General features: G+C 72.8%; 21 protein-coding genes and 5 pseudogenes. 13 read left to right on the top strand and 13 right to left on the bottom strand.

All coding sequences use genetic code 11. The features are described from left to right. The first annotated feature begins 10 nt into the window (after positions 1-10). A complete protein-coding gene (locus QUE40_RS12670) occupies positions 11-988 on the top strand; it encodes an amidohydrolase family protein (protein WP_289231192.1) in 978 nt (325 codons plus the stop codon). A 21-nt stretch (positions 989-1,009) separates the two neighbouring features. On the opposite strand, the gene QUE40_RS12665 is transcribed toward QUE40_RS12670, so the two are convergent. Further along, entirely contained in the window at positions 1,010-1,264 is a 255-nt protein-coding gene (locus QUE40_RS12665; protein ID WP_289231191.1) for a hypothetical protein, read from the bottom strand. A gap of 76 nt (positions 1,265-1,340) precedes the next feature. On the opposite strand from QUE40_RS12665, the gene QUE40_RS12660 reads away from it, so the two are divergent. After that, entirely contained in the window at positions 1,341-1,634 is a 294-nt protein-coding gene (locus QUE40_RS12660) for an Rv0909 family putative TA system antitoxin (protein WP_289231190.1), read from the top strand. Positions 1,635-1,753: 119 nt separating this feature from the next. Here the strand turns inward: QUE40_RS12660 and QUE40_RS12655 are convergent. Then, positions 1,754-3,537 (bottom strand): annotated as a pseudogene (locus QUE40_RS12655) (acetyl/propionyl/methylcrotonyl-CoA carboxylase subunit alpha). A gap of 96 nt (positions 3,538-3,633) precedes the next feature. Between QUE40_RS12655 and QUE40_RS12650 the strand changes: the two are divergent. From QUE40_RS12650 to QUE40_RS12640, 3 genes are all read left to right on the top strand, one after another. Next, positions 3,634-4,485: an aldo/keto reductase gene (locus tag QUE40_RS12650; RefSeq protein ID WP_142005947.1), complete on the top strand. Its 852-nt coding sequence runs from the start codon at positions 3,634-3,636 to the stop codon at positions 4,483-4,485. Positions 4,486-4,589: 104 nt separating this feature from the next. Next, complete coding sequence (locus QUE40_RS12645) at positions 4,590-5,057, top strand: helix-turn-helix domain-containing protein (protein WP_289231189.1); 468 nt, start codon at positions 4,590-4,592, stop codon at positions 5,055-5,057. Beyond that, positions 5,050-6,339, top strand: coding sequence for a serine/threonine-protein kinase (locus QUE40_RS12640; RefSeq protein WP_289231188.1), 1,290 nt, complete (start codon positions 5,050-5,052; stop codon positions 6,337-6,339). Before QUE40_RS12645 ends, QUE40_RS12640 begins: the two co-directional genes overlap by 8 nt. A 267-nt stretch (positions 6,340-6,606) precedes the next feature. Here the strand turns inward: QUE40_RS12640 and QUE40_RS12635 are convergent, their stop codons facing one another. From QUE40_RS12635 to QUE40_RS12620, 5 genes and pseudogenes are all read right to left on the bottom strand, one after another. Further along, positions 6,607-7,932, bottom strand: a complete 1,326-nt coding sequence (locus QUE40_RS12635; RefSeq protein ID WP_289231187.1) for a hypothetical protein — start codon at positions 7,930-7,932, stop codon at positions 6,607-6,609. A 74-nt stretch (positions 7,933-8,006) separates the two neighbouring features. Next, positions 8,007-9,011, bottom strand: coding sequence for a VWA domain-containing protein (locus QUE40_RS12630; protein ID WP_289231186.1), 1,005 nt, complete (start codon positions 9,009-9,011; stop codon positions 8,007-8,009). A 443-nt stretch (positions 9,012-9,454) separates the two neighbouring features. Then, positions 9,455-9,535, bottom strand: a pseudogene (locus QUE40_RS19865) (hypothetical protein); the annotation flags it as partial. A 133-nt stretch (positions 9,536-9,668) separates the two neighbouring features. Beyond that, positions 9,669-10,556: an AAA family ATPase gene (locus QUE40_RS12625; protein WP_289231185.1), complete on the bottom strand. Its 888-nt coding sequence runs from the start codon at positions 10,554-10,556 to the stop codon at positions 9,669-9,671. Positions 10,557-10,563: 7 nt separating this feature from the next. Next, entirely contained in the window at positions 10,564-11,295 is a 732-nt protein-coding gene (locus QUE40_RS12620; RefSeq protein ID WP_289231184.1) for a GAP family protein, read from the bottom strand. A 119-nt stretch (positions 11,296-11,414) separates the two neighbouring features. Here QUE40_RS12620 and QUE40_RS12615 point away from each other — a divergent pair, with 119 nt between their 5' ends. The 4 genes from QUE40_RS12615 (at position 11,415) to QUE40_RS19300 (ending at position 15,413) form a co-directional block, all read left to right on the top strand. Further along, complete coding sequence (locus QUE40_RS12615) at positions 11,415-12,578, top strand: sensor histidine kinase (protein WP_289231183.1); 1,164 nt, start codon at positions 11,415-11,417, stop codon at positions 12,576-12,578. Beyond that, a complete protein-coding gene (locus QUE40_RS12610) occupies positions 12,575-13,219 on the top strand; it encodes a response regulator (protein WP_289231182.1) in 645 nt (214 codons plus the stop codon). The genes QUE40_RS12615 and QUE40_RS12610 overlap by 4 nt, the downstream gene beginning before the upstream one ends. A 155-nt stretch (positions 13,220-13,374) precedes the next feature. Further along, positions 13,375-14,931 (top strand): alkaline phosphatase D family protein, encoded by a 1,557-nt coding sequence (locus QUE40_RS12605; RefSeq protein ID WP_289231181.1) that lies wholly within the window; start codon positions 13,375-13,377, stop codon positions 14,929-14,931. Between the two features lie 293 nt (positions 14,932-15,224). Further along, complete coding sequence (locus QUE40_RS19300) at positions 15,225-15,413, top strand: VOC family protein (protein ID WP_350226964.1); 189 nt, start codon at positions 15,225-15,227, stop codon at positions 15,411-15,413. A gap of 26 nt (positions 15,414-15,439) precedes the next feature. Here the strand turns inward: QUE40_RS19300 and QUE40_RS12595 are convergent, their stop codons facing one another. Continuing rightward, positions 15,440-15,838, bottom strand: a complete 399-nt coding sequence (locus tag QUE40_RS12595) for a MerR family transcriptional regulator (protein WP_142005937.1) — start codon at positions 15,836-15,838, stop codon at positions 15,440-15,442. Between the two features lie 80 nt (positions 15,839-15,918). On the opposite strand from QUE40_RS12595, the gene QUE40_RS12590 reads away from it, so the two are divergent. Further along, positions 15,919-17,100 carry an acyl-CoA dehydrogenase family protein gene (locus tag QUE40_RS12590; protein ID WP_289231179.1) on the top strand — a complete coding sequence of 394 codons (1,182 nt, stop codon included), beginning with the start codon at positions 15,919-15,921 and terminating at the stop codon, positions 17,098-17,100. An 83-nt stretch (positions 17,101-17,183) separates the two neighbouring features. Next, positions 17,184-18,800 carry an acyl-CoA carboxylase subunit beta gene (locus QUE40_RS12585; protein ID WP_289231178.1) on the top strand — a complete coding sequence of 539 codons (1,617 nt, stop codon included), beginning with the start codon at positions 17,184-17,186 and terminating at the stop codon, positions 18,798-18,800. Positions 18,801-18,920: 120 nt separating this feature from the next. Here QUE40_RS12585 and QUE40_RS12580 read toward each other — a convergent pair whose 3' ends face one another. Continuing rightward, positions 18,921-19,535: a hypothetical protein gene (locus QUE40_RS12580; RefSeq protein WP_289231177.1), complete on the bottom strand. Its 615-nt coding sequence runs from the start codon at positions 19,533-19,535 to the stop codon at positions 18,921-18,923. Between the two features lie 479 nt (positions 19,536-20,014). Here QUE40_RS12580 and QUE40_RS12575 point away from each other — a divergent pair. Further along, positions 20,015-20,737, top strand: a pseudogene (locus tag QUE40_RS12575) (S8 family serine peptidase); the annotation flags it as partial. 149 nt (positions 20,738-20,886) lie between these two features. After that, on the top strand, positions 20,887-21,072 hold the full coding sequence (locus tag QUE40_RS19860; RefSeq protein WP_491018183.1) for a hypothetical protein: 186 nt from the start codon (positions 20,887-20,889) through the stop codon (positions 21,070-21,072). Here the strand turns inward: QUE40_RS19860 and QUE40_RS12565 are convergent. The 4 genes and pseudogenes from QUE40_RS12565 to QUE40_RS12550 all read right to left on the bottom strand — a co-directional run bounded on the left by QUE40_RS12565 (position 21,021) and on the right by QUE40_RS12550 (position 26,317). Next, entirely contained in the window at positions 21,021-21,665 is a 645-nt protein-coding gene (locus tag QUE40_RS12565; protein ID WP_350226963.1) for a Maf family protein, read from the bottom strand. The two genes, QUE40_RS19860 and QUE40_RS12565, sit on opposite strands and share 52 nt — an antisense overlap. 195 nt (positions 21,666-21,860) lie before the next feature. Further along, a complete protein-coding gene (locus tag QUE40_RS12560; protein WP_289231176.1) occupies positions 21,861-23,744 on the bottom strand; it encodes a Na+/H+ antiporter in 1,884 nt (627 codons plus the stop codon). A 20-nt stretch (positions 23,745-23,764) separates the two neighbouring features. Then, positions 23,765-24,594, bottom strand: a pseudogene (locus QUE40_RS12555) (uracil-DNA glycosylase). Next, positions 24,591-26,317, bottom strand: a pseudogene (locus QUE40_RS12550) (DUF885 domain-containing protein). Before QUE40_RS12550 ends, QUE40_RS12555 begins: the two co-directional pseudogenes overlap by 4 nt. Positions 26,318-26,351 lie beyond the last annotated feature (34 nt).

The raw sequence follows: 26,351 nt of genomic DNA, 5'->3' as shown, positions 1-26,351 counted from the left end.
AAGGAAACCCATGATCCCCAAGATCGCCCTCGAGGAGCACTTCGGCGCGAGCGACCCCGACATCGTGCAGCAGTCGGCCGAGCACTTCACGCCCGAGGCGTGGCCGGTGCACCGAGACATGCTGCTCGACGTGCACGGCAAGCGGCTCGCCGCGATGGACGAGTGCGGCATCGAGCGCGCGGTGCTGTCGCTGCTGGCGCCCGGCATCCAGTCGCTGCACGACACCGCGCAGGCGGTCGACTGGGCGCGCCGGCTCAACGACCACGCGGCGGCCCTGGTGGCCGAGCGGCCCGACCGCTTCTCCTCGTTCTGCGCGCTGCCGATGCAGGACCCCGACGCCGCGACCGAGGAGCTGACCCGGGCCGTGCGCGAGCTGGGCCTGGTGGGTGCCCTGGTCAACGGCTTCTCCCAGGTCGGCGACCCCGAGACGGTGGTCTACCTCGACGACCCGCGCTACGCCGACTTCTGGGCGCGCCTGGCCGAGCTGGACGTCCCGCTCTATCTGCACCCGCGCGACCCGTCGCCCGCGAACTCCCAGATCTACCAAGGGCATCCGTGGCTCATGGGGTCGGCGTGGGCGTTCTCCGTCGAGACCGGGACGCACATGCTGCGGCTGATGGGCAGCGGGCTGTTCGACCGGCACCCGTCGCTCACGGTGATCCTCGGGCACCTCGGCGAGCTGCTGCCGTTCAACGTCTGGCGCACCGACCACCGGGTCGGCGTCGCGCCGCGGGGCATCGGCATCGAGCGGTCGTTCGGGCACTACCTGCGCAACAACGTGGTGGTGACCACGAGCGGCAACTTCCGGACCCCGGCCCTGCTCAACGTGATCCAGGAGATGGGTGCCGACCGGATCCTGTTCTCCGCGGACTACCCGTTCGAGGACATGCACGAGGCCGCGGCGTGGTTCGACGGGCTCGAGCTGAACGAGGGCGACCTGGCCAAGATCGCCCGCGACAACGCCCGGCGGGTGCTGCGCCTGCCCTGACGGGCGGCCGAGGAGGCCGGGTCAGCGAGGGCCGCCGCGACCGGGGTCGTGCCGGGGGTCGGGGTCGCGCGGTGCGTCCGGGTCGCGGTCGCGGTCGAGCTGCTCGGGCAGCAACCCGGCCTCCTCCCAGGCCCGGTAGCGCTGCTCGCGCAGCCGCGGACGCAGCTTCTTGATCACCAGGAACACGACGATGCCGACGGCGAGCAGGATCAGGAATCCGACCCAGCCGGGCGAGGAGTCCGGCGGGCTGGCGGCGGGGAGGGTCGACGTCGGCACGCCGGGCAGTTTAGGCGTGCTCCCAGCCAACTGCCGTAGCGTTGGCCGCAACGCATCCGCTTCGAAGGAGAGGCACATGGCTATCGCGAACCTGTTCAACAAGCTGCGCGGCTACGCGCAGAAGAACCCGGACAAGGCCCGCCAGGCGATCGAGAAGATCGAGGGCGTCGTCGACCAGAAGACCGGCGGCAAGTACCGCTCGCAGGTCGACAAGGCCAGCAGCACCGCGGCCGACAAGCTGGGCATCCCGCGCGACCAGAACCGCCAGCCCGGCCAGGTCCCCACGCCCGAGGGCCAGGCCCCCGGCGGCCAGACGCCCGGCCAGACGCCCGGTGGCCAGGTGCCGCCGCAGACCCCGCCGCAGCAGTAATCCCATCCGCCGCCCGAACGACGGCGGCACAGAAGTACGACGGCGGCCCACGTAATAAGTGGGCCGCCGTCGACGTATCTGGGCCGCCGTCGTCGGGCGGAGGGCGGGAGCGGGCGCGGTCAGGCGTCCGTGATCTGCGCCAGCACGGTGCCGGCGGCGACGGTCTCGCCGACCGCGGCGGTGAGTCCGGAGACCACGCCGTCCTTGTGCGCGGTGATCGGCTGCTCCATCTTCATCGCCTCCAGCACCACGACCGTGTCGCCGGCGGAGACGCTGGTGCCGTCCTCGACCGCCAGCTTCACGATGGTGCCCTGCATGGGCGCGGTGAGCGCGTCGCCCGACGCGGCGGCGCTGCCCCGCCGGCGCGCGAGCGCTTCGGAGCCGGCTTGCGCGCGGGTGCCCCCGCCCCGCCGCCCCCGCCGAGCTGCAGGTCGGCCGGCAGCGTCAGGGACATCCGGCGGCCGTCGACCTCGATGACGTACGCCTGCCGCGCCGCCTGCTCGCCGCTCGCCTCGCCGACGGGGCCGGCGTAGGGCTCGACCTGGTTGTCGAACTCGGTCTCGATCCAGCGGGTGTGCACGGTGAACGGCTCGTCGGCGGCCTCGGGCGCGAACGCCGGGTCGCTGACCACCGCGCGGTGGAACGGCACCACGGTGGGCATGCCCTCGATCTCGAGCTCGTCGAGCGCGCGACGCGAACGCGCTAGTGCCTGCTGGCGATTCGCGCCGGTGACGATCAGCTTGGCGATCATCGAGTCGAACGCGCCGGCGACCGTGTCGCCCTCGACGATGCCGGCGTCCCAGCGCACGCCGGGGCCGGAGGGCACCTGCATGCGGGTGACGGTGCCGGGCGCGGGCAGGAAGCCGCGGCCGGCGTCCTCGCCGTTGATCCGGAACTCGATCGAGTGCCCGGCCGGCTCGGGGTCGGAGTATCCGATCGGCTCGCCGGCGGCGATGCGCAGCTGCTCACGCACCAGGTCGATGCCGGTGACCTCCTCCGACACCGGGTGCTCGACCTGCAGCCGGGTGTTGACCTCGAGGAAGGAGATGTGACCGTCCTGCCCGACGAGGAACTCGCAGGTGCCGGCGCCGACATATCCCGCGGCCTGGAGGATCGCCTTCGACGCGCGCACCAGCTCGGCGTGCTGCTCGTCGGTGAGGAACGGCGCGGGCGCCTCCTCGACGAGCTTCTGGTTGCGCCGCTGCAGCGAGCAGTCACGGGTGGAGACCACGACGACGTCGCCCTGGCTGTCGGCGAGGCACTGGGTCTCCACGTGCCGCGGCTTGTCGAGGAACAGCTCGACGAAGCACTCGCCGCGCCCGAAGGCGGTGACCGCCTCGCGCACGGCCGAGTCGTACAGGTCGGGGATCTCCTCGATGGTGCGGGCGACCTTGAGGCCGCGGCCGCCACCGCCGTACGCCGCCTTGATCGCCACGGGCAGCCCGTGCTCCTGCGCGAAGGCGACCACCTCGTCGGGCCCGGAGACCGGGTCCTTGGTGCCGGGCACGAGCGGGGCGTCGGCGGCGAGCGCGATGTGCCGCGCCTTGACCTTGTCGCCGAGCGCGTCGATCGCCTCGGGGCCGGGCCCGATCCAGGTGAGGCCGGCGTCGATCACCTTCTGCGCGAACTCGGCGTTCTCCGCGAGGAAGCCGTAACCCGGGTGCACCGCGTCGGCGCCGGCCTGCTGCGCGACCTCGATCAGCTTGTCCTGCACCAGATAGCTGTCGGCGGGGGTGCTGCCGCCGAGGGCGTACGCCTCGTCGGCCACGCGCACGTGCAGCGCGTCGCGGTCGGGCTCGGCATAGACCGCGACCGACCCGATGCCTGCGTCCTTGCAGGCTCGGGCGATGCGTACGGCGATCTCACCGCGGTTGGCGATCAGGACTTTGCGCACGGGGGCCATGAGAGCGGACTCTAACGCCGGCCTGAGACGGTCGTCACACCGAGCACGGGTGGCCGGCCGGGCATAAATCGCGGCGCCGGTGTGGTTGCGCGAGACATGGCTGAAACCAACACCCCCGTCCCCGCCGTCGCCCTGCGTGCCGGATCCGGCACCGTCGAGATCCCGCAGCTGGGGTACGGCGTCTGGCAGGTGCCGGACGCGGAGGCCGCCGAGGCCGTGACCAACGCGCTCGACGCGGGATACCGCAGCGTCGACACCGCCGCGATCTACGGCAACGAGGCCGGCGTGGGCCAGGCGCTCGCCGACACCGACCTCGCCCGCGACGAGATCTTCGTGACCACCAAGGTGTGGAACGACGACCAGGGCACGGACGCCACCCGCGCCGCCCTCGACACCTCGCTCGGCAAGCTGGGTCTCGACGCGGTCGACCTCTACCTCATCCACTGGCCCGTCCCGGCCAAGGACGCCTACGTCGACACCTGGAAGACGCTGCTCGCGCTGCGCGAGGAGGGCAAGACCCGCGCCGCCGGCGTGTGCAACTTCGAGGTCGAGCACCTGCAGCGGCTGCAGGAGGAGACCGGCGAGCTGCCCGCGCTGAACCAGATCGAGCTGCACCCCTACCTCCAGCAGCGCGAGCTGCGCGAGTTCCACCAGGCCAACGACATCCGGACCGAGGCATGGAGCCCGCTCGGCCAGGGCGGCGAGGTCCTGCAGGACCCGGTCATCACCGGCATCGCCGACCGCCTCGGCGTCACCCCCGCGCAGGTCGTGCTGCGCTGGCACCTGCAGATCGGCAACGTCGTGATCCCCAAGTCGGTCACCCCGGAGCGGATCAAGAGCAACTTCGACGTGTTCGGCTTCGAGCTGACCGACGAGGACCTGAAGGCGATCGAGGGTCTCGACCGTGGCGAGCGCCTCGGGCCGGACCCGAAGACGTTCAACGGCTGACCTGCCGACAGTCGGGCGTGCGCCCGGCCGCACCACCCGTACGCTGTCCCGGGGTTCGCAACCGCGAATCCCGGGACTCGTGCGTTCCAGGGGATGCGATGGCGGTGGCCGACCCGGAGGTCGAGCGCAACCTCGCCGCGCAGGCGCAGCTGTACGGCGAGCCGCTCGGCCCGCTGCTGCGTCGCCTGTGCGAGCACTTCGGCATCACCCAGGCGCGGATGGCCGAGGTGCTGGGCCTCTCGGCGCCGATGCTGTCGCAGCTGATGTCGGCCCGGCGGGTCAAGATCGGCAACCCGGCGGTCGTGGCGCGGCTGCAGCACCTGGTCGACCTCGCCCGCAGCGGCGGCACGCTGCCGGCCGAGGCCGCCGAGGAACAGCTGCGCGAGGTGCAGGAGGCCGAGCGCACGCTGACCAGCACGCGGGTGACCGCGGTCGACGCCTCGACCCTGCTCGGCGGGCTGCGCTCGCTGGCCTCGCCCGACCAGCTGCGGGCCAGCGCGCGGGCGGTGGCGCCGATCTCGACGGCCCTCGCAGACGTACTCGACAAAGCGGCAGGAGGCCGGCGTGGGTGAGGTGTTCGCGGGTCGCTACGAGCTGATCGACATGATCGGCGAGGGCGGCATGGGTGCCGTATGGCGGGTGCGCGACCTCAAGCGCGACCGCATCGTCGCCGCCAAGGTGCTGCGCCAGTCCGACGCGGGGTCGCTGCTGCGGTTCATGCGCGAGCAGGGCATGCGCATCCACCACCCGCACGTCGTGACGCCGCTCGGCTGGGCGGGCGAGGACGACCAGGTGCTGTTCACCATGCCGATCGTCGAGGGCGGCTCGGTGTCGACGCTGGTGCGCGACTACGGCCAGCTGCCGCCGAGGTTCGCCGCCGAGCTGCTGCGCCAGATGCTCGCCGCGCTCGACGCCGTGCACTCCGCGGGCGTCGTGCACCGCGACATCAAGCCGGCCAACCTGCTGCTCGACGCCACCGGCACCGGCCGGCCGCACCTGTGGCTCACCGACTTCGGCGTCGCGCTCGCGACCGACGCGCCGCGGCTGACCAGCCTGTCGGTCGTCATGGGCACGCCCGGTTATCTCGCGCCCGAGCAGCTGCGCGGGGCAGACCCCGACCCGGTGTCGGACCTCTATGCCGCCGGCATGGTCGGCTTCCAGCTGGTCACCGGTCACCGGCCCCGCCCGCAGATGCGCACCGAGCGGCTCGACCTGCCGCCGCGACCCGACGGCGTCCCGAACTCGTTGTGGCAGCTGCTGATTCGGCTCGCCGACCCCCAGCCCGCCGGCCGGCCAGCGAGTGCGCGCGAGGCCCTGCGGGTGCTGGATGACCCGGAGCTGGCGTGGGTGCCGCAGACCGAGATCGAGGTCTTCCGGCACATGCCCGACCTCACCGGCGTGAGCGAGGGGGAGTTCCTGCGCCCGGGGGAGCAGGGCGCCACTCCCACCGGCACCGACACCCAGCAGTGGCGGCCGGGGGCGACTGCGGCGTACGCCGCCGGCCAGGCCCCGACTCAGGCTGGTCGAGCAGGCCCGGCCCACGCTGGTCAAGCAGGCCCGGAGCCTGCGGAGGGCCGTATCGAGACCACCCGCCCCGCACCGCCGAAGCGCCCCCGCACCCCGCTGCTCGTGCTCGTGCTGGCCCTGCTGCTGGCGCTGCTCACGATCGGGGCGCTGCTGCTGTCGCCGTGGGAGGGCGAGGAGGCGCCGCAGGAACCCGCCGGCCAGGCGCAGCTCGGCGGTGCCTGCCGCTGGTCCGACGCCGGCTCGACCGAGGCCGACGCCGACGGCACCCGGCTCACCTGCCGCTTCGTCGACGGGCAGTACCGCTGGCAGGGCACCGGATCCGGCTGACGCCGTCATGCTGGTCGAGGAGGCCGGGAGCGGCAGGAACACGGTGGTCGAGTAGGCCGGGAGCGGCAGGAACACGGTGGTCGAGTAGGCCGGGAGCGGCAGGAACACGGTGGTCGAGTAGGCCGGGAGCGTAGCGAGTGGCCGTATCGAGACCCTCGAGGCGGGTCTCGATACGGCCTCGTTCCTCGGCCTACTCGACCAGCATGGCTGCGCGGGTCTCGATACGCCTCGCCTAGCGGCTCGGCTACTCGACCGGCTTGGTTGGGCCTACTCGACCAGCTTGGCTCGGGCGCGGATCGCCCAGACGCAGGCGGCGGCCGCCGCGAGCACCGCGAGCGCGCCGACCCCGATCTTCCACCAGGGCAACCCGGCCGCCGAATCCTGTTGTGTCCCTTCGGTGCTCACCTGACCCACGCCGGGCTGGCTGAGCGCTGCCCCCTGGGCGTTGACGTACGTCGGGCCCGCCTGCTCCTGACCGGACACCCGCACGCTGAGCCGGCTGGGGATCTTGGCGAAGGTGCCGTTGCGGTCCTCGGCCTGGCCGGGCGCGACGAGGACGCCGACGTAGTACCACCCGGCGGTGTCGGCCCAGGCCGCGCTGGCGCCGTAGTCGCTGAGGCTGGTGAAGGTGATGTCGCGGTTGGCGTACTTGATCGTGGGGGTGTAGACCCCGAGCGTCTTGGCCTCGCCGCTGTTGGCCATGAGCGACCCCGTGCGCGACAGGTCGTAGTTGCCCGGGTCGAGCTGGACGCCCTGCGGCGTCCACAGGTTCAGCTGCACCGACAGGTCGTTCTTGGGCGCGAAGTTCTTGTCGTTCGCGGGCACCTCGAGCGAGGCCGCCACGCGCTGGCCGTATCCCGCGCGCACCTTGTAGAACACCTGCTGCCCGACCTCGAGATCGAGCGGCACCGTGCCGTTCGGCAGCGTCGGGGCGTCACCGAAGCCCTGGCCGGCGGGGACGGGCTCGCCGCCCTCCTGCGGCTCGACGCGCAGCAGGCTCGCTTCCGCCTCGGTCGCGGGGGCTCCGGGCTGCCCGGTGATCTTCGGCTGCCGGTGCACGCGGATCTCGACGGGCAGGCTCGACCCGGCCGGCGGCGTCTCGCGCCAGACCGAGACCGTGAAGCTGGTCGCTGCGGCGCAGTCCTCGTTGAGGAAGCTCTGCCGCTTGGCTCCGGTCGGGTCGATGGTGGACACCACCCGCAGCAGCTGGGCCAGCGGTGCGTCCTTGTTCTTCGTGGCGTAGTCGTCGCTGACGCAGCTGGTGCCGTCGGGCAGCGCGATCGACACGTGCAGGGACTGGTCCTGGCCGGCGAGGTATTTCTGGCCGTTCTCGGTGGGCTGGCCCATGATCGCGAAGCTCAGTCCCTCGCCGGGGGAGCGGGTGAGCTTGAAGAAGCGCTTGGTCTCGTCGGCGGGCAACGAGGTGCGGTAGCTCCCCGGCTCCAGCACCTTGGCCGAGCCGGTGGCGGTGCTGGCCTGCACCTGCTCCCCGAACGGCTCGAACGCGGCCCGCGGAGTCACGGGCGCCGCCACCGCCGGCGTGGCGACACCGGCAGCGAGGACCGCGGGCAGGGCGAGGAGTCGCAGACGCACCGGGCCAGTATCCACCAGGGTGAGGCGGGCGTACGTCCTCGTTGGCGGGAGCCGGCGGCGCTCGCCCTGGTCACTCAGCGGCGTCGGGGCTGGCGTCGACAGCCAGGACGCCGAACCCGAGCGAGCGGCCTCGTCGAGGCCCGCTGACGGTGAGAGTGCAGTAGTGGCCCCTTCCGGCGCCGTCGCATGGGCGTGTCGCGCACACTCACGGCGTGCCGGGCTGCCGGCGGCTCGCGTGCCCTACCCCGCGAGCGTGCGGCCCACGAACGTGCGCAGCTGCTCGACGTTCCGGCACTCGTGCATGCCGACGACGCGGGCGTACTGACCAGCAAGCGAGTCGCCGGTGTCCCAGGAGCGGGCGGGCTCGGGGTTGAGCCAGTACGTCCGCCGCGCCTGGTCGCGGATCGTGCGCAGCTGCTCGAGCCGGGGAGGCCGTAGTTGGAGCGGGCGTCGCCGAGGATCAGCACGGTGCTGCGCGGGCCGATCGCGTCGAGGTGGCCGTCGACGAAGCTGTCGAGCGCCTGCCCGTAGCTGCTGCTCGCGCCCCAGCCGAGCACCTTGCGGGTGCGCAGCGCGGTGGTCACGACGTCGTCGGCGAGCCGGTCGGCGTCGCGCACCAGGTCGGTGATCTCGTCGGTGGTGCTGACGAACGCGAACACGCGCAGCTTGCGGAACTGCGTCGACAGCGCCTGCATCAGCGCCATCGTGAACGCCGAGAACCCGGCGACCGATCCGCTGATGTCGCACAGCAGCACCAGGTCGGGGCGGTGCGGCCGCCGGTGGGCCATGGCCGGGTCGATGGGCACGCCGCCGGTCGAGAGCGAGCGCCGCAGCGTCTTGCGTACGTCGATCTCGCCTCTCGCAGCCTGCCGTCGCCGCGCCGAGAGCCTGGCAGCGAGCCGCTTGGCCAGCGGATCGATCGTGGTGCGCAGCTCGGCGAGGTCGCGGCTGCCCGAGCTGAGGAAGTCGCGCCGGTCCGCGGAGTCGCGGACGGCGTACCGCGCGATCCGTTCGCGGCCGCGCAGCTCGGCGTTGCGCCGGCGCGACTCCGCCTCGACCTTGCGCCTGAACTCCGCCACGCGAGAGCGCATCTCGTCGCGGGCGAGGCTCTCGGCGAAGCCGCCCTGCCCGACCGCGCCGCCGCCGGACCCGGCACTCCCACCGCCCTGCGCGCTGGTCGCCCCTCCTCGCCGTCGCCGATCAGCCGCGCCTGCGCCTGCTGCATCGCGCCGGCGATCGCGGTCTGCGGGGCGAGCCGGTCGAGCGCCTGGGCTGCCGACCAGCCGGGCTGCCTGGCCAGCTCGCCGAGGCGCTCAGCGGTGAGCGCGGCGAGCTGTTCGAGGGCCTGCTCGTCGTTGGTCGCCAGGGCGTCGGTGAGCAGGGCCCGGATCGCGTCGGCGACCTCGCGCGGGTCACCGTCGGGCAGCTCGACGTCGGCGAGGTCGCTGCGCGCGCCGAGCGCTGCGGGGAAGTACAGGTCGAAGACCTGGTCGAACACCTCGCGCTGGCCGCTGCGCCGCAGCAGCGCGCTGGCCAGGCCCTCGCGCAGCCGCTCGCGGTCGTCCAGCCCCAGGACCCGGGTGACGCGCCCGGCGTCGGCCACGTCGGACGTCCCGACCCCCAGGCCGTGCCCGCGCAGCGCGGTGGTCAGGTCGACCAGCCGCTCGGCGAGCGCGTCGGGTGCGGCGCGTGCGGTGGCGCCGGGTGCGGGGGCGCCGTGCTCAGGCCCACCGCGCTCAGCCGGCGAGGGCACGGTCCAGGTCGAGGTCGGCGATCACGGTCGCGATGTCGTCCTGGTGCTTGAGCACCACGCCCAGGCTGGAGCGGACCAGCGCGGGGTCGAGCTCGTCGGCGCCCAGCGCCAGCAGCGTGCGCGCCCAGTCGACGGTCTCGGCGATGGAGGGCGACTTGCGCAGGTTGAGGTCACGCAGCGCGCCCACGACGCGCACGACCGACGCGGCGAGCGTCTCGGGCAGGCCGGGCACCTGCAGCTGCACGATGCGCCGCTCGAGCTCGGCGTCGGGATAGTCCAGGTGCAGGAACAGGCAGCGTCGGCGCAGAGCCTCGGTGAGCTCGCGGGTGGCGTTGGAGGTCAGCAGCACGAACGGGTGCGTCGTGGCGGCGACGGTGCCGAGCTCGGGGACGGTGACCTGGAAGTCGGACAGGATCTCCAGCAGCAGCCCCTCCATCTCCTCGTCGGCCTTGTCGAGCTCGTCGACGAGCAGCACCACCGGCTCGGGGCTGCGGATCGCGGTCAGCAGCGGGCGCGCGAGCAGGAACTCCTCACCGAAGATGTCGGATCGCACTGCGTCCCAAGAGGATTCGCGCTCGGCGGTGATGGCGAGCAGCTGCTTCGCGTGGTTCCACTCATACAGCGCGCGGGCCTCGTCGACGCCCTCGTAGCACTGCAGCCGCACCAGCCGACGGCCCGTCGCGCGGGCGACCGCCTTGGCGAGCTCGGTCTTGCCGACACCCGCCGGGCCCTCGACCAGCAGCGGCTTGCCGAGCGTCGAGGCGAGGTACGTCGTCGTCGCCACAGCGTCGGAGGCCAGGTAGTCGGCGCTCGCCAGGGCCTCGCGCGTGGCGTCGACGGTCGCGAGGGCGGGCTCGGGCTGCGGCGTCATGCCGCCATCATCCCGCGAGCGACTCCCACAGGGCAGCCAGGTCGGCCTGCGGCCAGGCGTTGCGCGCGACGAGGAAGCCGATGATGCCGACGACCCAGGCCATCGTCTCGCCGGAGCCGCGCTCCATCCAGGCCGCGAGCCGCTGCAGCTGCGGCTCGACCCAGCGGCGCGCGCCGAGCCCCAGCCCCAGCAGCACGACCGCAGGCGCCACCATGAGCAGGCAGTAGCCCGCGAGCAGCCCCAGCTGGGGCGCCAGCGACAGGTCGGAGGTCGCGAGCAGCCCGATCGCCCCGAGGTAGGGCAGCATCGAGGCCACCTCGATGGTCCCGGCGAGCAGCGCCAGCCCGACGACGCCACCGCGACCCGACGTGCCCTGCGCGCCGGAGGGGCCCATCGCGCGGTCGCGCCAGCGGCTCAGCCGGCCCGGCCCCTTGCCCTTGCCGTTGCCGATGAAGAAGCTCCCGACCAGCAGGGCCACGCCGACGACCAGGGCGACCCGGGCGCCCGACGTGGTCTCCAGCTGCCGGCCGACATCACCCAGCCAGGCGCGCCCGCCGAGCAGCAGCGCCACCCCGACGAGGGCGTAGAACACCGCGAGCGTGCCGAGATAGAGCAGGTATCGGCCGGTGCGCACCCCGTGCGGCACGAGCAGGAACCAGACCGGCAGCAGCAGCGTGCCGATGCTGGTGGAGTCGACGAGAGCCAGGCCACCGAGGGCGCCAAGGAGCGGGAGCGACATGGCAGCCAGGGCACCAGGCGCGCGCGGGTCCGCGCGTCGCCGGATCGGCGGACCTGCCGGCCGCGAGGGTACGTCGTTCGGATGACTCGGGCGTGCTGCGCGGCGGTCACAATGGGTCCGTGCCAGCCCCGGTGAAGACCAGCCCGTCGCTCGTGCGCCGCGACCGGCGTACGGCCGGCTGGCTGCTCCTCGCCGGCGTCGCCGTGGTGCTCATGGGCCTGGCCGAGGAGACGACGGTGCTCGGGCGCACCTCGGTGTGGTGGCACCTGCTGCCGGTGACGGTCGGGCTCGCGGCGGTGACCGTGCAGCGCCGATTCCCGTTGACAGTGCTGGGGATCGCGGTGCTGACGGCCGCGCTCGACCTGGCCTGGGGGTGGAGCCTCGCGTCGGTGCTGGTGCTGTGGGAGGTGCTCTACACCGGCGCGCTCGCGTGGCCGTGGGCGTGGGTCGAGCGGCTGCGGCGCGCGGTCGTCGGACTGTCGGTGGCGGCGCTCGTGGTGTCGGGGATCGTGCGGCTCGACCTGCGCGATGCGGCCAACATCGGGCTGCTCGCCTTCGCCGTGCTCGTGACGCCGGTGTGGTGGGCCGTCGACGTGCGCCGGCAGGCCGACCTCGCCGAGCTGGCGGCCCGCAACGCAGAGCACGACCGGCAGACCGCCGTGCGCGAGGAGCGGGCGCGCATGGCGCGCGACCTGCACGACGCCGTCGCGGGAGACCTCGCCTCGATCGCCCTCCAGGCCGAGGGCGGGCTCCGGCACGCCGCGGCCGGCACTCCAGAACGCAACGCTCTCAACGCGATTCGTGCCTCGGGCGTGCGCGCCGTGGGGGAGCTGACCCGCATGATCACGCTGCTGCGGCGGGACGGCGACCAGGCGGCCGACGACCTCACCACCGCGCCCGGGCTCGACCTGGTCGGTGACCTGGTGCGGCACGCCGAGCGGTCCGGGCTGGCGGTGCAGGCGCAGGTCGACCCGCCCCCGGAGCTGCCCGTCGCGGTCGACCACGCGGCCTATCGCATCGTGCAGGAGGCGCTCACCAATGCGGCCCGGCACGGCGCCGGCGAGGCGCAGCTGCGGGTGTCGGGCGACGACGACGCCGTCGGCGTCGAGGTGCGCAGCCGCGGCAGGCGTACGACCGTGGTGCCGGGCTCCGGACTCGGCCTGCTGACCATGCGAGAGCGCGCCGAAGGTCTCGGCGGGGAGTTCGAGAGTGGTTGGGAGGGAACGGGATCCGGCGACCAGGACTGGTGGTCGGTGCGGGCGCGGATCCCCGTGCACGCATGACGATCAGGGTGCTGCTGGCCGACGACCACGACGCGATCCGCGCGGGCCTGCGGATGATCCTCGACGCCGAGCCCGACCTCGAGGTGGTGGGCGAGGCCGGCGACGGCGCCGCGTGCGTGACGAACGCTCGCGCGCTGCGGCCCGACGTCGTGCTGATGGACGTGCGCATGCCGCGCGTCGACGGCATCGCCGCCACCGAACAGATCGTGCGCGAGCGGCTCGCGCAGGTGCTCGTGCTCACGACGTTCGGGCTGGACGAGTACGTCAGCGGTGCCATCGCCGCGGGCGCGGCCGGCTACGTGCTCAAGACGATCGACGCCGACGCCCTGGCCGACGCCGTACGCCGGGTGGCGGCGGGGGAGGGCGTGCTCGCTCCCGAGGTGACCCGGCAGGTGCTGGCCGCCGTCGCGGAGCAGGAGCGGCGTCCGGCACCGGCCCAGGTCGACCTCGGCGGGCTGACCGAGCGGGAGCGCGAGACGCTCGCCGGGCTCGGGCGGGGGCTGTCGAACGTCGACCTCGCGCGTGAGCTGGGCGTGTCGGAGGCGACGGTCAAGACGCACGTGTCGCGCATCCTCACCAAGCTCGGCTGCAGCTCGCGGGTGCAGGCGGCGCTGATCGCGCGGGACGCCGGGCTGGCGTAGGGCCCCGCCGCGCTGCCCCGCCCTGCCGAGTGGTCACTTGTGGCGGGTGCGACGCGCGTCGCACCCGCCACAAGTGACCACTCACCGAGCTGTTTGATCGTTGCTGGCCACCTCGGAGTCGCCTGTGCGACACGTCCGGCCGGGAGGCTGGCCGCATGAGCGAGATCGATCGCAGGAGCCTGTTCGCCGGAGCACTGGGAGTCGCGGGGGCGGGGGCGCTGAGCGGCGGCCTGCTCGGCGCGCGGCCCGCGGCGGCCGCGCCGTCCCTGGTGCGCACCGGTCGCCCGACCCTGCCCCAGGGCGTCATGTCGGGCGACGTCACCACCAACGGAGGTGTGGTGTGGGCGCGCTCCGACCAGCCCGGGCGCCTGGTCGCCGAGGTGCGCGTCGGCCGGGCGCGGCGCGTGGTGCGGGGGCCGTGGGCGACGCCCGACAGCGACCTCACCGCGAAGCTGGACCTGCGGGGTCTGCGGCCCGGCACCGAGCACGAGGTGAGGGTGTCGTTCGAGTCCGGCGACGGCGTACAGGGGGAGACGGGGGTGCTGCGGCTCCCCACGGCGCCGACGCAGCGGGCCGGCCAGAGCTTCGTGTGGACCGGTGACACCTGCGGGCAGGGCTGGGGCATCAACCCCGACGTCGGGGGCATGGTCGGCTACCGCGCGATGCACGCCACCCGCCCCGACTTCTTCATCCACTCCGGCGACACGATCTACGCCGACGGCCCCATCGAGCCGACCGTCACCGAGCCCGACGGGCAGGTCTGGCGCAACCTGGTCATCCCCGAGGTCACCCGCGTGGCCGAGACGCTGGCGGACTACCGCGGGCGGCACCGCTACAACCATCTCGACACCAACCTGCGCGCGATGTACGCCGACGTGCCGGTGCTCGCGCAGTGGGACGACCACGAGACGGTCAACAACTGGTACCCCGGGGAGATCCTCGACGACCCGCGGTACACCGAGAAGCGGGTGGACGTGCTGGCCGCCCGGGCGCGGCAGGCGTGGCGCGAGTGGCAGCCGATCAGCGACGGTGCAGCGCGCGGGCGCAGGACGCCTGACGGCCGAAACCGCATCTACCGCAAGGTTTCTCGCGGCAAGCACCTCGACGTGTTCTGCCTCGACATGCGGACGTACAAGAGCCCCAACACCGACGGCAAGGAGGCGCGGCGCACCTCGATCCTCGGCCCGGAGCAGACCGCGTGGCTGGTGCGCGAGCTGCGCCGGTCGAACGCCACCTGGAAGGTGATCGCGGCCGACCTGCCCATCGGGCTCATCGTCCCCGACGGTAAGGCGCAGGAGTCGATCTCCAACGCCGACGACGGGGCGCCGCTGGGGCGCGAGCTGGAGATCGCCCACGTGCTGCGCGAGCTGAAGCGGGCCCGGGTGCGCAACGTGCTGTGGGTGACCGCCGACGTGCACTACTGCGCGGCGCACCACTACGACCCCTCGCGCGCCGCGTTCACCGACTTCGACCCGTTCTGGGAGCTGGTCGCCGGGCCGATCTCGGCCGGTGGCTTCGGTCCCAACGAGCTGGACGGGACGTTCGGGCCGGAGGCGGTGTTCGTCAAGCACGGCACGACCAACCAGTCACCGCGCGCCGGCACCGCGCACTTCTTCGGCCACGTCGACATCGCCGACGACGGGCTGCTCACCGCGTCGCTTCGCGACATCAACGGGAGCGTGCTGTGGCGGCGGGAGCTGCAGCCGAGCTGAGCACTGAGTGGTCACTCGTTGCCGGTGTCGGCGCGGCTGCACCCGCCACGAGTGACCACTCAGTCGGGTCGAGTGGTTCGATGAGCCATGAGCCAGATCGAGGAACGACCCCACCTGTCCGGCTGGATCGGCACGGTGCTCAGCGCGTCCGACGCGCGGCAGCTGGCGTACTTCTATCGCGACCTGCTCGGGTGGCCGCTCGCGAGCGACGAGCCCGACTGGTGCACGATGCAAATCCCCGGCGCGCGGGCGAACCTGGCGTTCTCCAGCGAGGAGAACTACGCCCCGCCGGCGTGGCCGAACGGACCGGGGAGGCGCACATGCAGCTGCACCTCGACATCGGCGTGTGTGACCTCGACGCCGCCGTCGCCGACGCGCAGCGTCTCGGCGCCCGGCTCGCCGACTTCCAGCCGCAGGACGACGTGCGGGTGCTGCTCGACCCCGCCGGCCACCCGTTCTGCCTGTACGTCGACGCGGACTGACGCGTGCCCGACCAGCTCGAGGTCGGCTACGCGAGTCGTCGCAGGTCGGCGCGGCAGCGGCGCTCCAGCGTGGCGAGCTCGGCGAGGCTGTCGTCGATGTCCTGCCGCCGCCGCTCCAGCTCGGCGCGCCGGTCGGCGACCTGCTCCAGCAGGTAGCGCAGCTGTCCCTCCTCGCCGGGCTGCTCGTCGTACATGTCGATGATCCGGCGAATCTCCTCCAGGTCGAACCCGATGCGCTTCCCGCGCAAGATCAGCTCCAGGCGGGTGCGGTCGCGGCGGTGGAAAACCCTTGTGGTTCCTCGGCGTTCGGGGCTGAGCAGGCCGATCTGCTCGTAGTGGCGCAGGGTGCGGTGCGTGACGTCGAACTCGTCCGCCAGCTCGGCGATGCTCCACGTGCGCGGCGGCGCCCCGGCTCGACTTGTCATGGCCGGGAGCATGCTTTACGTTGACGTCAACGTCAAGTGACCCGCATCACGCGACCCGAACGATCGAGAGGCCGACAACGGTGTTCGAGCTGACCAAGGACCACGAGGAGTTCCGCGGCGTCGTGCGCGACTTCGCCGAGCGCGAGATCGCCCCGCACATCGAGCAGTGGGACCGCGACCACCACTTCCCCTCCCACCTCGTGCCGCAGATGGGCGAGCTGGGGCTGTTCGGTCTGGTCGTCCCCGAGGAGTTCGGCGGGGCCGGGCTCGACGAGGGCGGTTTCACCTACCTGTGCCTCGCGATCGAGGAGCTGGGCCGGGTCGACCAGTCGGTCGGCATCACGCTCTCGGCCGGGGTGGGGCTCGGGATCAACCCGATCCTGACGTACGGCACCGACGAGCAGAAGCAGCGCTTCCTCCCGGACCTGGTGGCCGGTCGCACGCTCGCGGGCTTCGGGCTCACCGAGCCCGAGGCGGGCTCCGACGCCGGCGCGACCAAGACGCGCGCGACGCTCGCCGACGGTCAGTGGACGATCAACGGGGCGAAGGCGTTCATCACCAACTCCGGCACCGACCGTACGTCCGTGGTCACCGTCACCGCGCGCACCGGCGAGCGCGCCGACGGCAAGCCCGAGATCAGCGCCATCATGATCCCTTCTGGCACAACGGGATTCACGGTCGAGCCGCCCTACCGCAAGCTCGGCTGGCACTCCTCCGACACGCACGGGCTGACGTTCGAGAGCTGCGTCGTGCCCGAGGAGAACCTGCTGGGCGAACGCGGCGCCGGGTTCAAGCAGTTCCTCAAGACGCTCGACGACGGCCGCATCGCGATCAGCGCGCTGTCCGTCGGGCTCGCGCAGGCCTGCCTCGAGGCCGCGAGCGACTACGCCAAGACGCGGCAGGCGTTCGGCCGACCGATCGGGGTCAACCAGGGCGTCTCGTTCCAGGTGTCCGACCTCGCGGTCATGGTCGAGGCGGCGCGGCTGCTGACCTACAAGGCGGCCTGGCTCAAGGACGAGCACGACGCCGGCCGCCGCTCCGTCGCCGAGGTCAAGCAGGCCGCGGCCATCGCGAAGCTCTACTCGACCGAGGCCGCCGTCACCGCCACGCGCATCGCGACGCAGATCTTCGGCGGCAACGGCTTCATGGAGGAGTACCCCGTCGCCCGGTTCTATCGCGACGCCAAGATCCTGGAGATCGGTGAGGGCACCTCGGAGGTGCAGCGCATGGTGATCGCGCGGGGCTTGGGGCTGCCGGCATGAGCGGCGAGGAGCGCGCAGTGCAGGTTGCGGGCGACGAAGGAGCACGCGGCCGGAACGAAGCGCGACCGAGCGCGACAGAGGGCATGAGCGGCGAGGAGCGAGAGGAAAGTCGGTCGAGTAGCGGTGAGGCGCTAGCCGAGCCGCGTATCGAGACCCCCGGCGGCGACCCCCGCGTCGCCGACGTACGCGAGCGGCTGGCGAGTGCGTACGCCGCCTCGGCCGCGCCGAGCGAGAAGGCGAAGGCCAAGCTCGACAGCCAGAACAAGCTGTTCGTGCGCGACCGCATCGCGCTGCTGTTCGACGAGGGCAGCTTCGTGGAGGACGGGCGCTACGCCAACGCCACCGCCGAGGGGCTGCCGGCCGACGGGGTGGTGACCGGGCGCGGCACCGTCGACGGGCGCGCGGCGATCGTCATCGCGAACGACCCGTCGGTGAAGGCGGGGTCGTGGGGCTCGCGCACCGTCGAGAAGATCGTGCGTGCGACCGAGATGGCGCTGCGCGAGGAGCTGCCGGTCTTCTGGTTCGTCGACTCCGCCGGCGCGCGGATCACCGACCAGGTCGAGATGTTCCCGGGCCGCCGCGGCGCCGGGCGGATCTTCCACAACCAGGTCGCGCTGTCGGGCAAGGTGCCCCAGATCTGTTGTCTCTTCGGCCCGTCGGCGGCGGGCGGGGCGTACATCCCGAGCTTCACCGACCTGATCATCATGGTCGAGGGCAATGCGTCGATGTATCTCGGCAGCCCGCGCATGGCCGAGATGGTCGTCGGCGAGAAGGTCACGCTGGAGGAGATGGGCGGGGCGCGGATGCACTGCACCGTCAGCGGCGTCGGTGACCTGCTCGCCGAGGACGACACCGAGGCGATCGAGCTCGCGAAGCTGTTCTTCTCCTACCTGCCGGGCACGTGGCACGACGAGACCCCGACGTACGTCTCCGAGGAGCCGGCCGCGCCGCTCACCTCCGCGACCGTGCCGGAGAAGGAGTCGCAGCCGTTCGACGTGCACGACGTGATCGACGGACTGGTCGACGACGACAGCTTTTTCGAGATCAAGCCGCTGTTCGCCGCCGAGCTCGTCGTGGGCTTCGGGCGCATGGAGGGGCGCACGGTCGGCATCGTCGCGAACAACTCGATGGTCAAGGGCGGGGTGCTGTTCACCGACAGCGCCGACAAGGCCGCGCGGTTCATCTGGATGTGCGACGCCTACTCCGTCCCGATCCTCTACCTGGCGGACGTGCCGGGCTTCATGATCGGGTCCGAGGTCGAGCGCGGCGGGATCATCCGGCACGGCGCGAAGATGGTGTCGGCCGTGTCCGAGGCGACGGTGCCGCAGTTCTGCATCGTGCTCCGAAAGGCTTATGGCGCAGGCCTTTACGCGATGGGCGGCCCGGGTTTTGGTCCGGATGCGACGCTCGCGCTGCCGACCGCGCGCATCGCGGTGATGGGGCCCGAGGCCGCCGTCAACGCGGTCTACGCCAACAAGATCGCGGCGATCGAGGACGAGGCCGAGCGCGAGGCGTTCGTGCAGCGGATGCGTGAGGAGTACCTCGAGGACGTCGACCTGGAGCGGCTGGCCGCGGACCTGGTCGTGGACGGGATCATCGAGGCCGACGAGCTGCGCGGGGAGCTGCTGCACCGGTTGCGCTACGCCGCCCGCCGCGACCGCTTGTTCTCCACCCGCCGCAGGTCGATCCCGCCGGTGTGATCTGGTCTGTCGCGTCTCCGAACCTGCGTCGGCGCGACCGTGTGTTTCGGGTCGTGACTGTGCAGGACACGCGGTACGCCACGCGCGCCGCACCGCGTGTCCTGCACAGTCACGAGCACGTCAGGGCAGCAGCAGGCGGGTCAGGCGCTGGCGCAGCTCCGGGGCGCCGCCGGCGAGGTCGTACGCCGTCATCACCACGACGGTGAACCCAAGGTCGCCGATGGTGGCCTGCCGTCGGTAGTCCGCGCGCCAGCTCTTGCCGTGCGACTCCCCGTGGTACTCGCCGACTACGCGTCGCTGGCGCCAGAGGAAGTCGACCGTCGCGACCCAGCCGGTCGACGAGTGCAGCTTGACGTTGAGCTCCGGTTCAGGAAGCCCCCACTGGTGGAACAGGACCCGCGCCCGGGTCTCCTGCGGTGAGGCGCTCCCGGGTCGGACGAGGTCCATCGCCTCGCGGGCCAACCGGGCATGGCGACGAAGCCCGAGCCGGTGCCAGGCGAGCCGCAGGTCGTCGACGGCGAAGGGGTCCTCGAAGGAGCCGGCCTGGCGATTGACCAGCGCGTCGCCGGCGATCACCAGGTCGAGCAGGTCGAGCCTCGATGCGAGGTCGCACCAGGTATCGGCGAGCGAGGTGACGGGCAGGCCGCGCAGCTCGACGGGCTCGCGCACCGCGCGGTGGCCGACCACGCCCGAGCGGCGAGGCTGTGCCTGCGTGGCAGGCACGGTGACGTGCACGGTGTCCTCCTCCTGCAGGGACAGGGGAGCGGCAGCCGCCAGAGCCGTGCGGCCGTGTTGTGCGAGAAGCAGGCCCCCGACGGCAGCACGGTGGTCAGCGCGCGCAGGCGTTGCTCCCAGCTGTCCGCGTCGCGACGCACCCGCGTCCCTCGGTAGGGCGCGACGAGGTCGCCGCCGCGCAGGCGGTGACTCGGTGTCTCGAGGCGGCGTGCCTGCGCCGTGCTGAACGCGGCGCCCAGCTCGTCAGGAATCGGTGCAGGGTCGGGCATGGCGTCACTGTGCCAAGGAATCGGAACCCGGCTCGAAAGTTATCCACAGGCCTCGGGTGAGTCCGTGCTCGCCACTCGGCGAGGGCGTACGGCGGTGTCGGGGGCGGGCGGGCCCGCCCCGCCCGGCAATCCACCGCCTCCGAAACCTACGAAGGGGTAACCGCCTGTGCTACGCATGACGGATCGTTTCCGCCACGGAAAGGTCCCCCCATGACCCCCACCACGCCCCGCACCACCCGCACCCTCCTCGCCACCGGTGCGATCGCCCTGCTCGCGGTCGCCTCCGCGCCCGGCGCGCAGGCCGCGACCAACGACCCGCTCTACCCCAAGCTGTGGGGTCTGCAGATGACGGGCGCCGAGCAGGTATGGCCCACGACCACCGGTGAGGGGGTCACCGTCGCGGTCGTCGACACGGGCGTCGACTTCAGCCAGCCCGACCTGCAGGGGCGCCTGCTGCAGGGCGCGACGTTCGCCGGCTGCCCGGAGGGCCAGAAGCCGTGCGGCAACGGCGACTGGAAGGGCGTCGACGGCGTCGGGCAGGACCCCGACGTGCACGGCACCCACGTCTCCGGCACGGTCGCGGCCGTGCGCGACAACGGCATCGGGGTCGCGGGGGTCGCACCCGACGCGCGCATCCTGCCGGTGAAGGTGCTCGAGGACGGCAGCGGCACCAACGCCGACGTCGCCTCCGGCATCCGCTGGGCGGCCGACCGCGGCGCCAAGGTCATCAACCTCTCGCTCGGCGGTCTCCCCGGCACCCAGCTGCTCTCGCTCGTGGATCCCTCTGTGACACAAGCGATCTCGTACGCCCGTGACAAGGGCGCGTTGACCGTCGCCGCCGCCGGCAACACCTCGACGGTGCTCTGCAACGACCCGGCGTTCTCCAGCGAGGCGATCTGCGTGGGGGCGGTCGACCGCAACAAGAACAAGGCGTACTACTCCGAGCTGCCGGTCAAGCTCGACCTCAACTCGATGGCCGCTCCGGGGGCGCGGGCACGGGTGGCGACAACGACATCTGGTCGACGGTCCCGCGCGGGACGGGCACCGACGGGGGCGACTACGCGCCGTTCGCCGGCACCTCGATGGCCACCCCGCACGTGGCCGGCGTCGCCGCGCTGCTGTTCGGGCAGGGGCGCAGCGTCGACAACGTGCAGGCGTCGCTGCTCAACACGGCGGTCGACCCGCTGCTCGGCACGCGCGGCGGCTACAACCCGCTCTACGGCCGCGGCATCGTCGACGCCGTCGCCGCGGCGAACGCCCCGCGCTGACCGCACCCCCTCTCCCGCATGCGCGGGGAGGGGCTACCCCGCAGGTCGCGCCAGGCCACGCCCACGTCGGCGAGCAGCTCCCGCAGCAGCGGCAGGCTCAGTCCGACGACGTTGTGGTGGTCGCCCTCGATGCCCCGGACGTACGCCCCGCCGAGTCCGTCGATCGTGAACGCGCCGGCGACGCGCAGCGGCTCGCCGGTGCCGACGTACGCCTCGATCTCGGCGTCGTCGAGATCGGCGAAGTGCACGGTGGTCGAGGCGACCGCGCCGATGGTCGCGCCGGTGCCGTCGTCGCGATCGTCGATCAGCCAGTGCCCGGTGTGCAGCACCCCGGACCGCCCGCGCATCCGCTGCCAGCGCGCGATCGCCTCGGCCGCGTCGGCGGGCTTGCCGTGCACCTCGTCGTCGAGCTCGAGCACGGAGTCGCAGCCGAGGACCAGCCCGGGGTGTACGTCCTCCTCACCGAGCGTCGCGGCCACCGCCTCGCACTTGGCGCGCGCGAGCAGCAGCGCCACGTCCTCGGCCCCGAGGTCGCCGAACTCGTGCTCCGCGCGCTCGACCAGCGCCGGCTCGTCGACGTCGGAGACCACCACGGTCGGCTCGACCCCGGCGGCGCGCAGGGTGGTGAGTCGGGCGGGGAGGCCGAGGCCAGCACGAGCGGGAGCGCCATGGCCGGAGGCTATCCGCTTCGTGACTGTGCAGGACACGCGGTTGCGAACGCGATGCCTACCGCGTGTCTTGCACAGTCACGGCCGCGTGCGTACGCCGGCCGCGCCCCCGCGCGCATCTCACCCCAGCAGGTGGTGGTCGTAGCACCACCGCCACGCCTCACCCGGCTCGAACGAGCGGATGACCGGGTGGCCGGTGGCCTCGTGGTGCTTGGTCGCGTGCTTGCCGACGGAGGAGTCGCAGCAGCCGACGTTGCCGCAGGTGAGGCACAGCCGCAGCTGCACCGGGTCGAGGCCCTCGCGCAGGCACTCGGGGCAGGTGTCCTCGTGGGTCAGCGGGTCGATGGTGGAGGGCGCCTCCTGCAGGTCGACGCACCCGCCGCGGCGGTTCTCCGGGGTGAGCAGGATGCGCTCGCGGGCCTCGGCGTCGCGGGTCTCGATCGCGCTGATCATCGACTCCTCCACGTCGATCGACTGCATGACCTCGCCGAGCACCTCGTGGTCCATGACGCCCTTGTCGCGCCACTTGAGCACCTTGGCGCGCTCGGCGTCGAGCATGTCGAGCCGCAGCCGCCGGTAGGCCGCGGTCGGGCTCTCGGCCCCCTCGGCGCTGGAGCGTCCGAGCCGCTCCCAGGCGAGGTTGGCGCGCCGCTCGGAGGTGGCGCGCAGCGACATGAGCACCCGCTCGTCGACCTGGTCGGTCGACTGCTGGACCTCCTCCTTCAGCCGGTGCAGCCCGGCGCCCACCGCGGCCTGCAGCAGCTGGGCCTGCTGCAGGGCGTCCTCGCGCGGGTCGGGCGCGTGCAGCCCGCAGCGGCGCGCGACCCAGCCGAGCGTGAACCCCTGGATCACCAGCGTGCCGATGGTGACGACGAGCGCGACGAAGATCAGCACGTCGCGCTGCGGCACCTCCTCGGCGGTGATGGTGAACGCCGCCGCGAGCGTCACCACGCCGCGCATGCCGGCCCAGCTGGCGACCAGCGACTCGCGCAGGCGCAGCCCGCTGCTGATGCCGGGGCGCGAGCGCGCGAGCAGGGCGAACCCCACGATCCACACCGGCCGCAGCAGCATCACCGTCGCGAGCACGGCGAGCGCGGCGACGAACACCTGGCCGTAGCTCAGGCCGCTCTCGTCGACGTGGTCGAAGATCGCGGCGGCCTGCAGCCCGATGAGCAGGAACACCAGGTTCTCCAGCACGAACTGCACGCTGGCCCAGTTGGCGCGCTCGGCCACGCGCGACTGCGCGGTCTGCAGGTAGGGCGCCTTGTGCGCGAGCAGCACCCCGCACACCACCGCGGCGATGACGCCGGAGGCGTGGATCTCCTCCGCGGGCAGGTACGCCAGCCACGGCGACATGAACGACAGCACCACGCTCGTGGTCGTGTCCTTGATGTGGCGACGCACGCGCGCGATCAGGAAGAACGCGACCAGCCCCACCAGCGCGCCACCGACCGAGGCGCGCAGGAAGTCCAGCCCGGCGCTCCACACCGACACCGCGCTGGCGGTCGCGGCGAGCGCGGTGCGCAGCGTCACCAGCGCGGTCGCGTCGTTGAACAGCGACTCGCCCTCGAGGATCGACACGATGCGCCGCGGCAGCCCGATGCGCCGGGCCACCGCCGTCGCCGCGACCGCGTCGGGCGGCGCCACGACCGCCCCGAGCGCGACCGCGGCCGCGAAGTCGATCGGCAGCAGCCACCACGCCACCAGCGCCACGCCGAACGTCGTGAACAGCACCAGCCCGACCGACAGCCGCAGGATCTGCACCTTGTCGCGCCGCAGGTCGATGAGCGAGGTCTGGCTCGCGGCGGCGAACAGAAGCGGCGGCAGGAAGCCCAGCAGCACCAGCTCGGCGTCGACCTCGACCACCGGCATGCCCGGCACGAACGAGGCGATCGCGCCGATCCCGGTGAGCAGCAGCGGCGCCGACAGCCCCACCTTGCGGGCCACGGCCGACACCGCGACCACGGCGGCGACGAGCAGCAGGAGGGGCAGGGCGACCGACATGCCCGGAATCTAACCCGGCGTCACAGCCGCGCGATGACCTCGTCCAGCATCGCCTCGGTGAGCCGGCCGGTGAAGGTGTTCTGCTGGCTCACGTGATAGCTGCCGAGCAGTCGTACGTCCGCGCCGGCGGCCGTCGTCAGCATCGCCTCGGCGCCGTGCCCGAACCTCGGCTTGGGCCGCGGCACGGTCCAGCCGAGCCGTCGGGCCGCCCCGAGCGCGGCGTCCCAGCCGATCGAGCCGAGCGCCAGCATCGAGCGCAGCCGCGGCTCGGCCAGCTGCAGGTCGCGGTCCAGCCACGGCGCGCAGGTGGCCTTCTCGGCCGTCGACGGCTTGTTGTCCGGGGAGCGCAGCGCACCGCCGCCGCGATGCGGATCCCGTCGAGCCGCAGACCGTCCCCGGCCGCCCACGACTGCGGCTGGTTGGCGTACCCCGCCCGGTGCAGCGCGGCGTACAGCCAGTCGCCGGACCGGTCGCCGGTGAACAGCCGGCCGGTGCGGTTGGTGCCGTTGGCCGCCGGCGCGAGCCCCACGATCAGCACCTCGGCCTCGGGGTCGCCGAAGCCCGGACCGGGTCGGCCCCAGTACGGCTGGTCGGCGAACGAGGCCCGCCGCCCGCTCGTCGCGACCCGCTCGCGCCACTCGACCAGCCGCGGGCAGGCCCGGCACACCGAGATGCGGGCGTTCAGCACCTCCAGTGAGCGGGCCGAGCCCGCGAGCCGGGTGACGTCGTCGGCGTCGCGGGCGACGGGCGTGCGGGCCGTCGCGGGGTCGCCGGGCCAGCCCCGGCCGGGCGGCACGGGAGAGGCGAACAGCTCGCCGGTGACCGGGTGCGGCTCGCGCCGCGGGCTCATGCCGATGGCGCGAGCACCGCCTCGCGCAGCGTGTCGAGACCGACGCCACCGATGTCGAGCGCCCGACGGTGAAAAGCCTTGAGGTCGAAGGAGTTTCCTCGCGCTGCTTGACCTCGTCGCGCAGCTGCAACCACAGCCGCTCGCCGATCTTGTACGACGGTGCCTGGCCCGGCCACCCGAGGTAGCGGTCGAGCTCGAACCGCAGGAAGCCCTCGTTCATGTCGCAGTGGGCGCCGAGGAACTCCCAGGCCTTGTCGTAGGTCCACTCGCCGCCGCCGACCTCGTCGGGCGCCTCGAAGCCGCAGTGGAACCCGATGTCGAGCACCACCCGCGCGGCGCGCAGCGACTGGCCGTCGAGCATGCCCATCCGGTTGCCGGGGTCGTCGAGATATCCCAGCTCGTCCATCAGCCGCTCGGCGTAGAGCGCCCAGCCCTCGCCGTGGCCGGAGGTCCAGGCGTCCATCCGGCGCCAGGAGTTGAGCAGCTCGGAGCGGTACATCGTCTGGGCGACCTGGAGGTGATGCCCCGGCACGCCCTCGTGGTAGACGGTCGTGAGCTCGCGCCAGGTGCCGAACTCGGTCACGCCCTTGGGCACCGACCACCACATCCGGCCCGGGCGGGAGAAGTCCTCGCTGGGGCCGGTGTAGTAGATCCCGCCGGTCTGCGTCGGCGCGATCATGCACTCGATCGTGCGCACCGGGTCGGGGACGTCGAAGTGGGTGCCGGCCAGCTCGCTGATCGCCTCGTCGGCCTTGGTCTGCATCCACTCCCGCAGCGCGTCGGTGCCCTGCAGCTGATAGGCCGGGTCGGCGTCCAGCGCCGCCAGCGCCTCCTTGACGCTCGCGCCCGGCTTGACCCGCTCGGCGGTCTCGGCCATCTCGGCGCCGATGCGGGCCAGCTCCTCCTGGCCCCAGGCGTACGTCTCCTCCAGGTCGACGCTCGCGCCGAGGAAGGTGCGGGAGTACAGCGGGTAGATCTCCCGGCCGCACCCGTCGGCCTCCGGCGCGTGCGGCAGCACGTCCGCGCGCAGCCGGTCGCCGGCCTTGGCGTACGCCTGCGCGGCCTCGCGCACCGCCTCGGCCAGGTCCTCGCGCACGTCGTCGGACAGCTCGTCGTCGCCGGCCCGGGCGTCGCGCACGAGCGTGGCGAAGTATCCGTCGTCGGCGGTGTGGTCCGTGGTCTGCTGGATGCACGCCTCGACCTGCCGGCGCGCGGCCACCCGGCCCTCGCCGCGGGCCTGCTCGAGCGACTCGAACCACTGGTCCAGCGCTGCCGGCATCGCGCGCAGCCGCGCGGCCACCGTCGACCATTGCTCGGAGGTGTCGGTCGGCATCAGGTCGAGCACGTCGCGCATCTCCTGCAGCGGCGAGGCGATGTTGTTGAGCGCCATCGCGTCGAGCCCGGCCTCGTGGAACTCCTGGGCCAGCCCCAGCCGCTCGGTCATCGCCGACACCGTCACCCGGTCGACCTCGTCCTCGGGCTCGGCCGCACCCAGCTCGCGCAGCGTGCGCTCGCGCAGCTCCGCGTGCTCGGCGAGGCCGGCGGGGGAGAAGTCGTCGAGCTCGCCGTCGTGCCCCGGCACTCCGAGGTAGGTCGCCATGATGGGGCTGAGGGCCAGGCTCTCGTCGTGGTACTTCTCGGCGATCGCGTCGACGGCGGTCGGCTTGCGCGTGGGGGTCTGGTTCACGCTCCGACAATAGGCACGCGAGCGGGGCGCGGCCATCGGGTTGCGGGTGCTCGCGGCGGCGGCACCGCGC

The organism is Barrientosiimonas endolithica (assembly GCF_030296655.1).
Taxonomy (GTDB): Bacteria; Actinomycetota; Actinomycetes; order Actinomycetales; family Dermatophilaceae; genus Barrientosiimonas; species Barrientosiimonas humi.
Note: the sequence above shows the minus strand (reverse complement) of the source record. Positions and strands in the feature narration are given on the sequence as shown.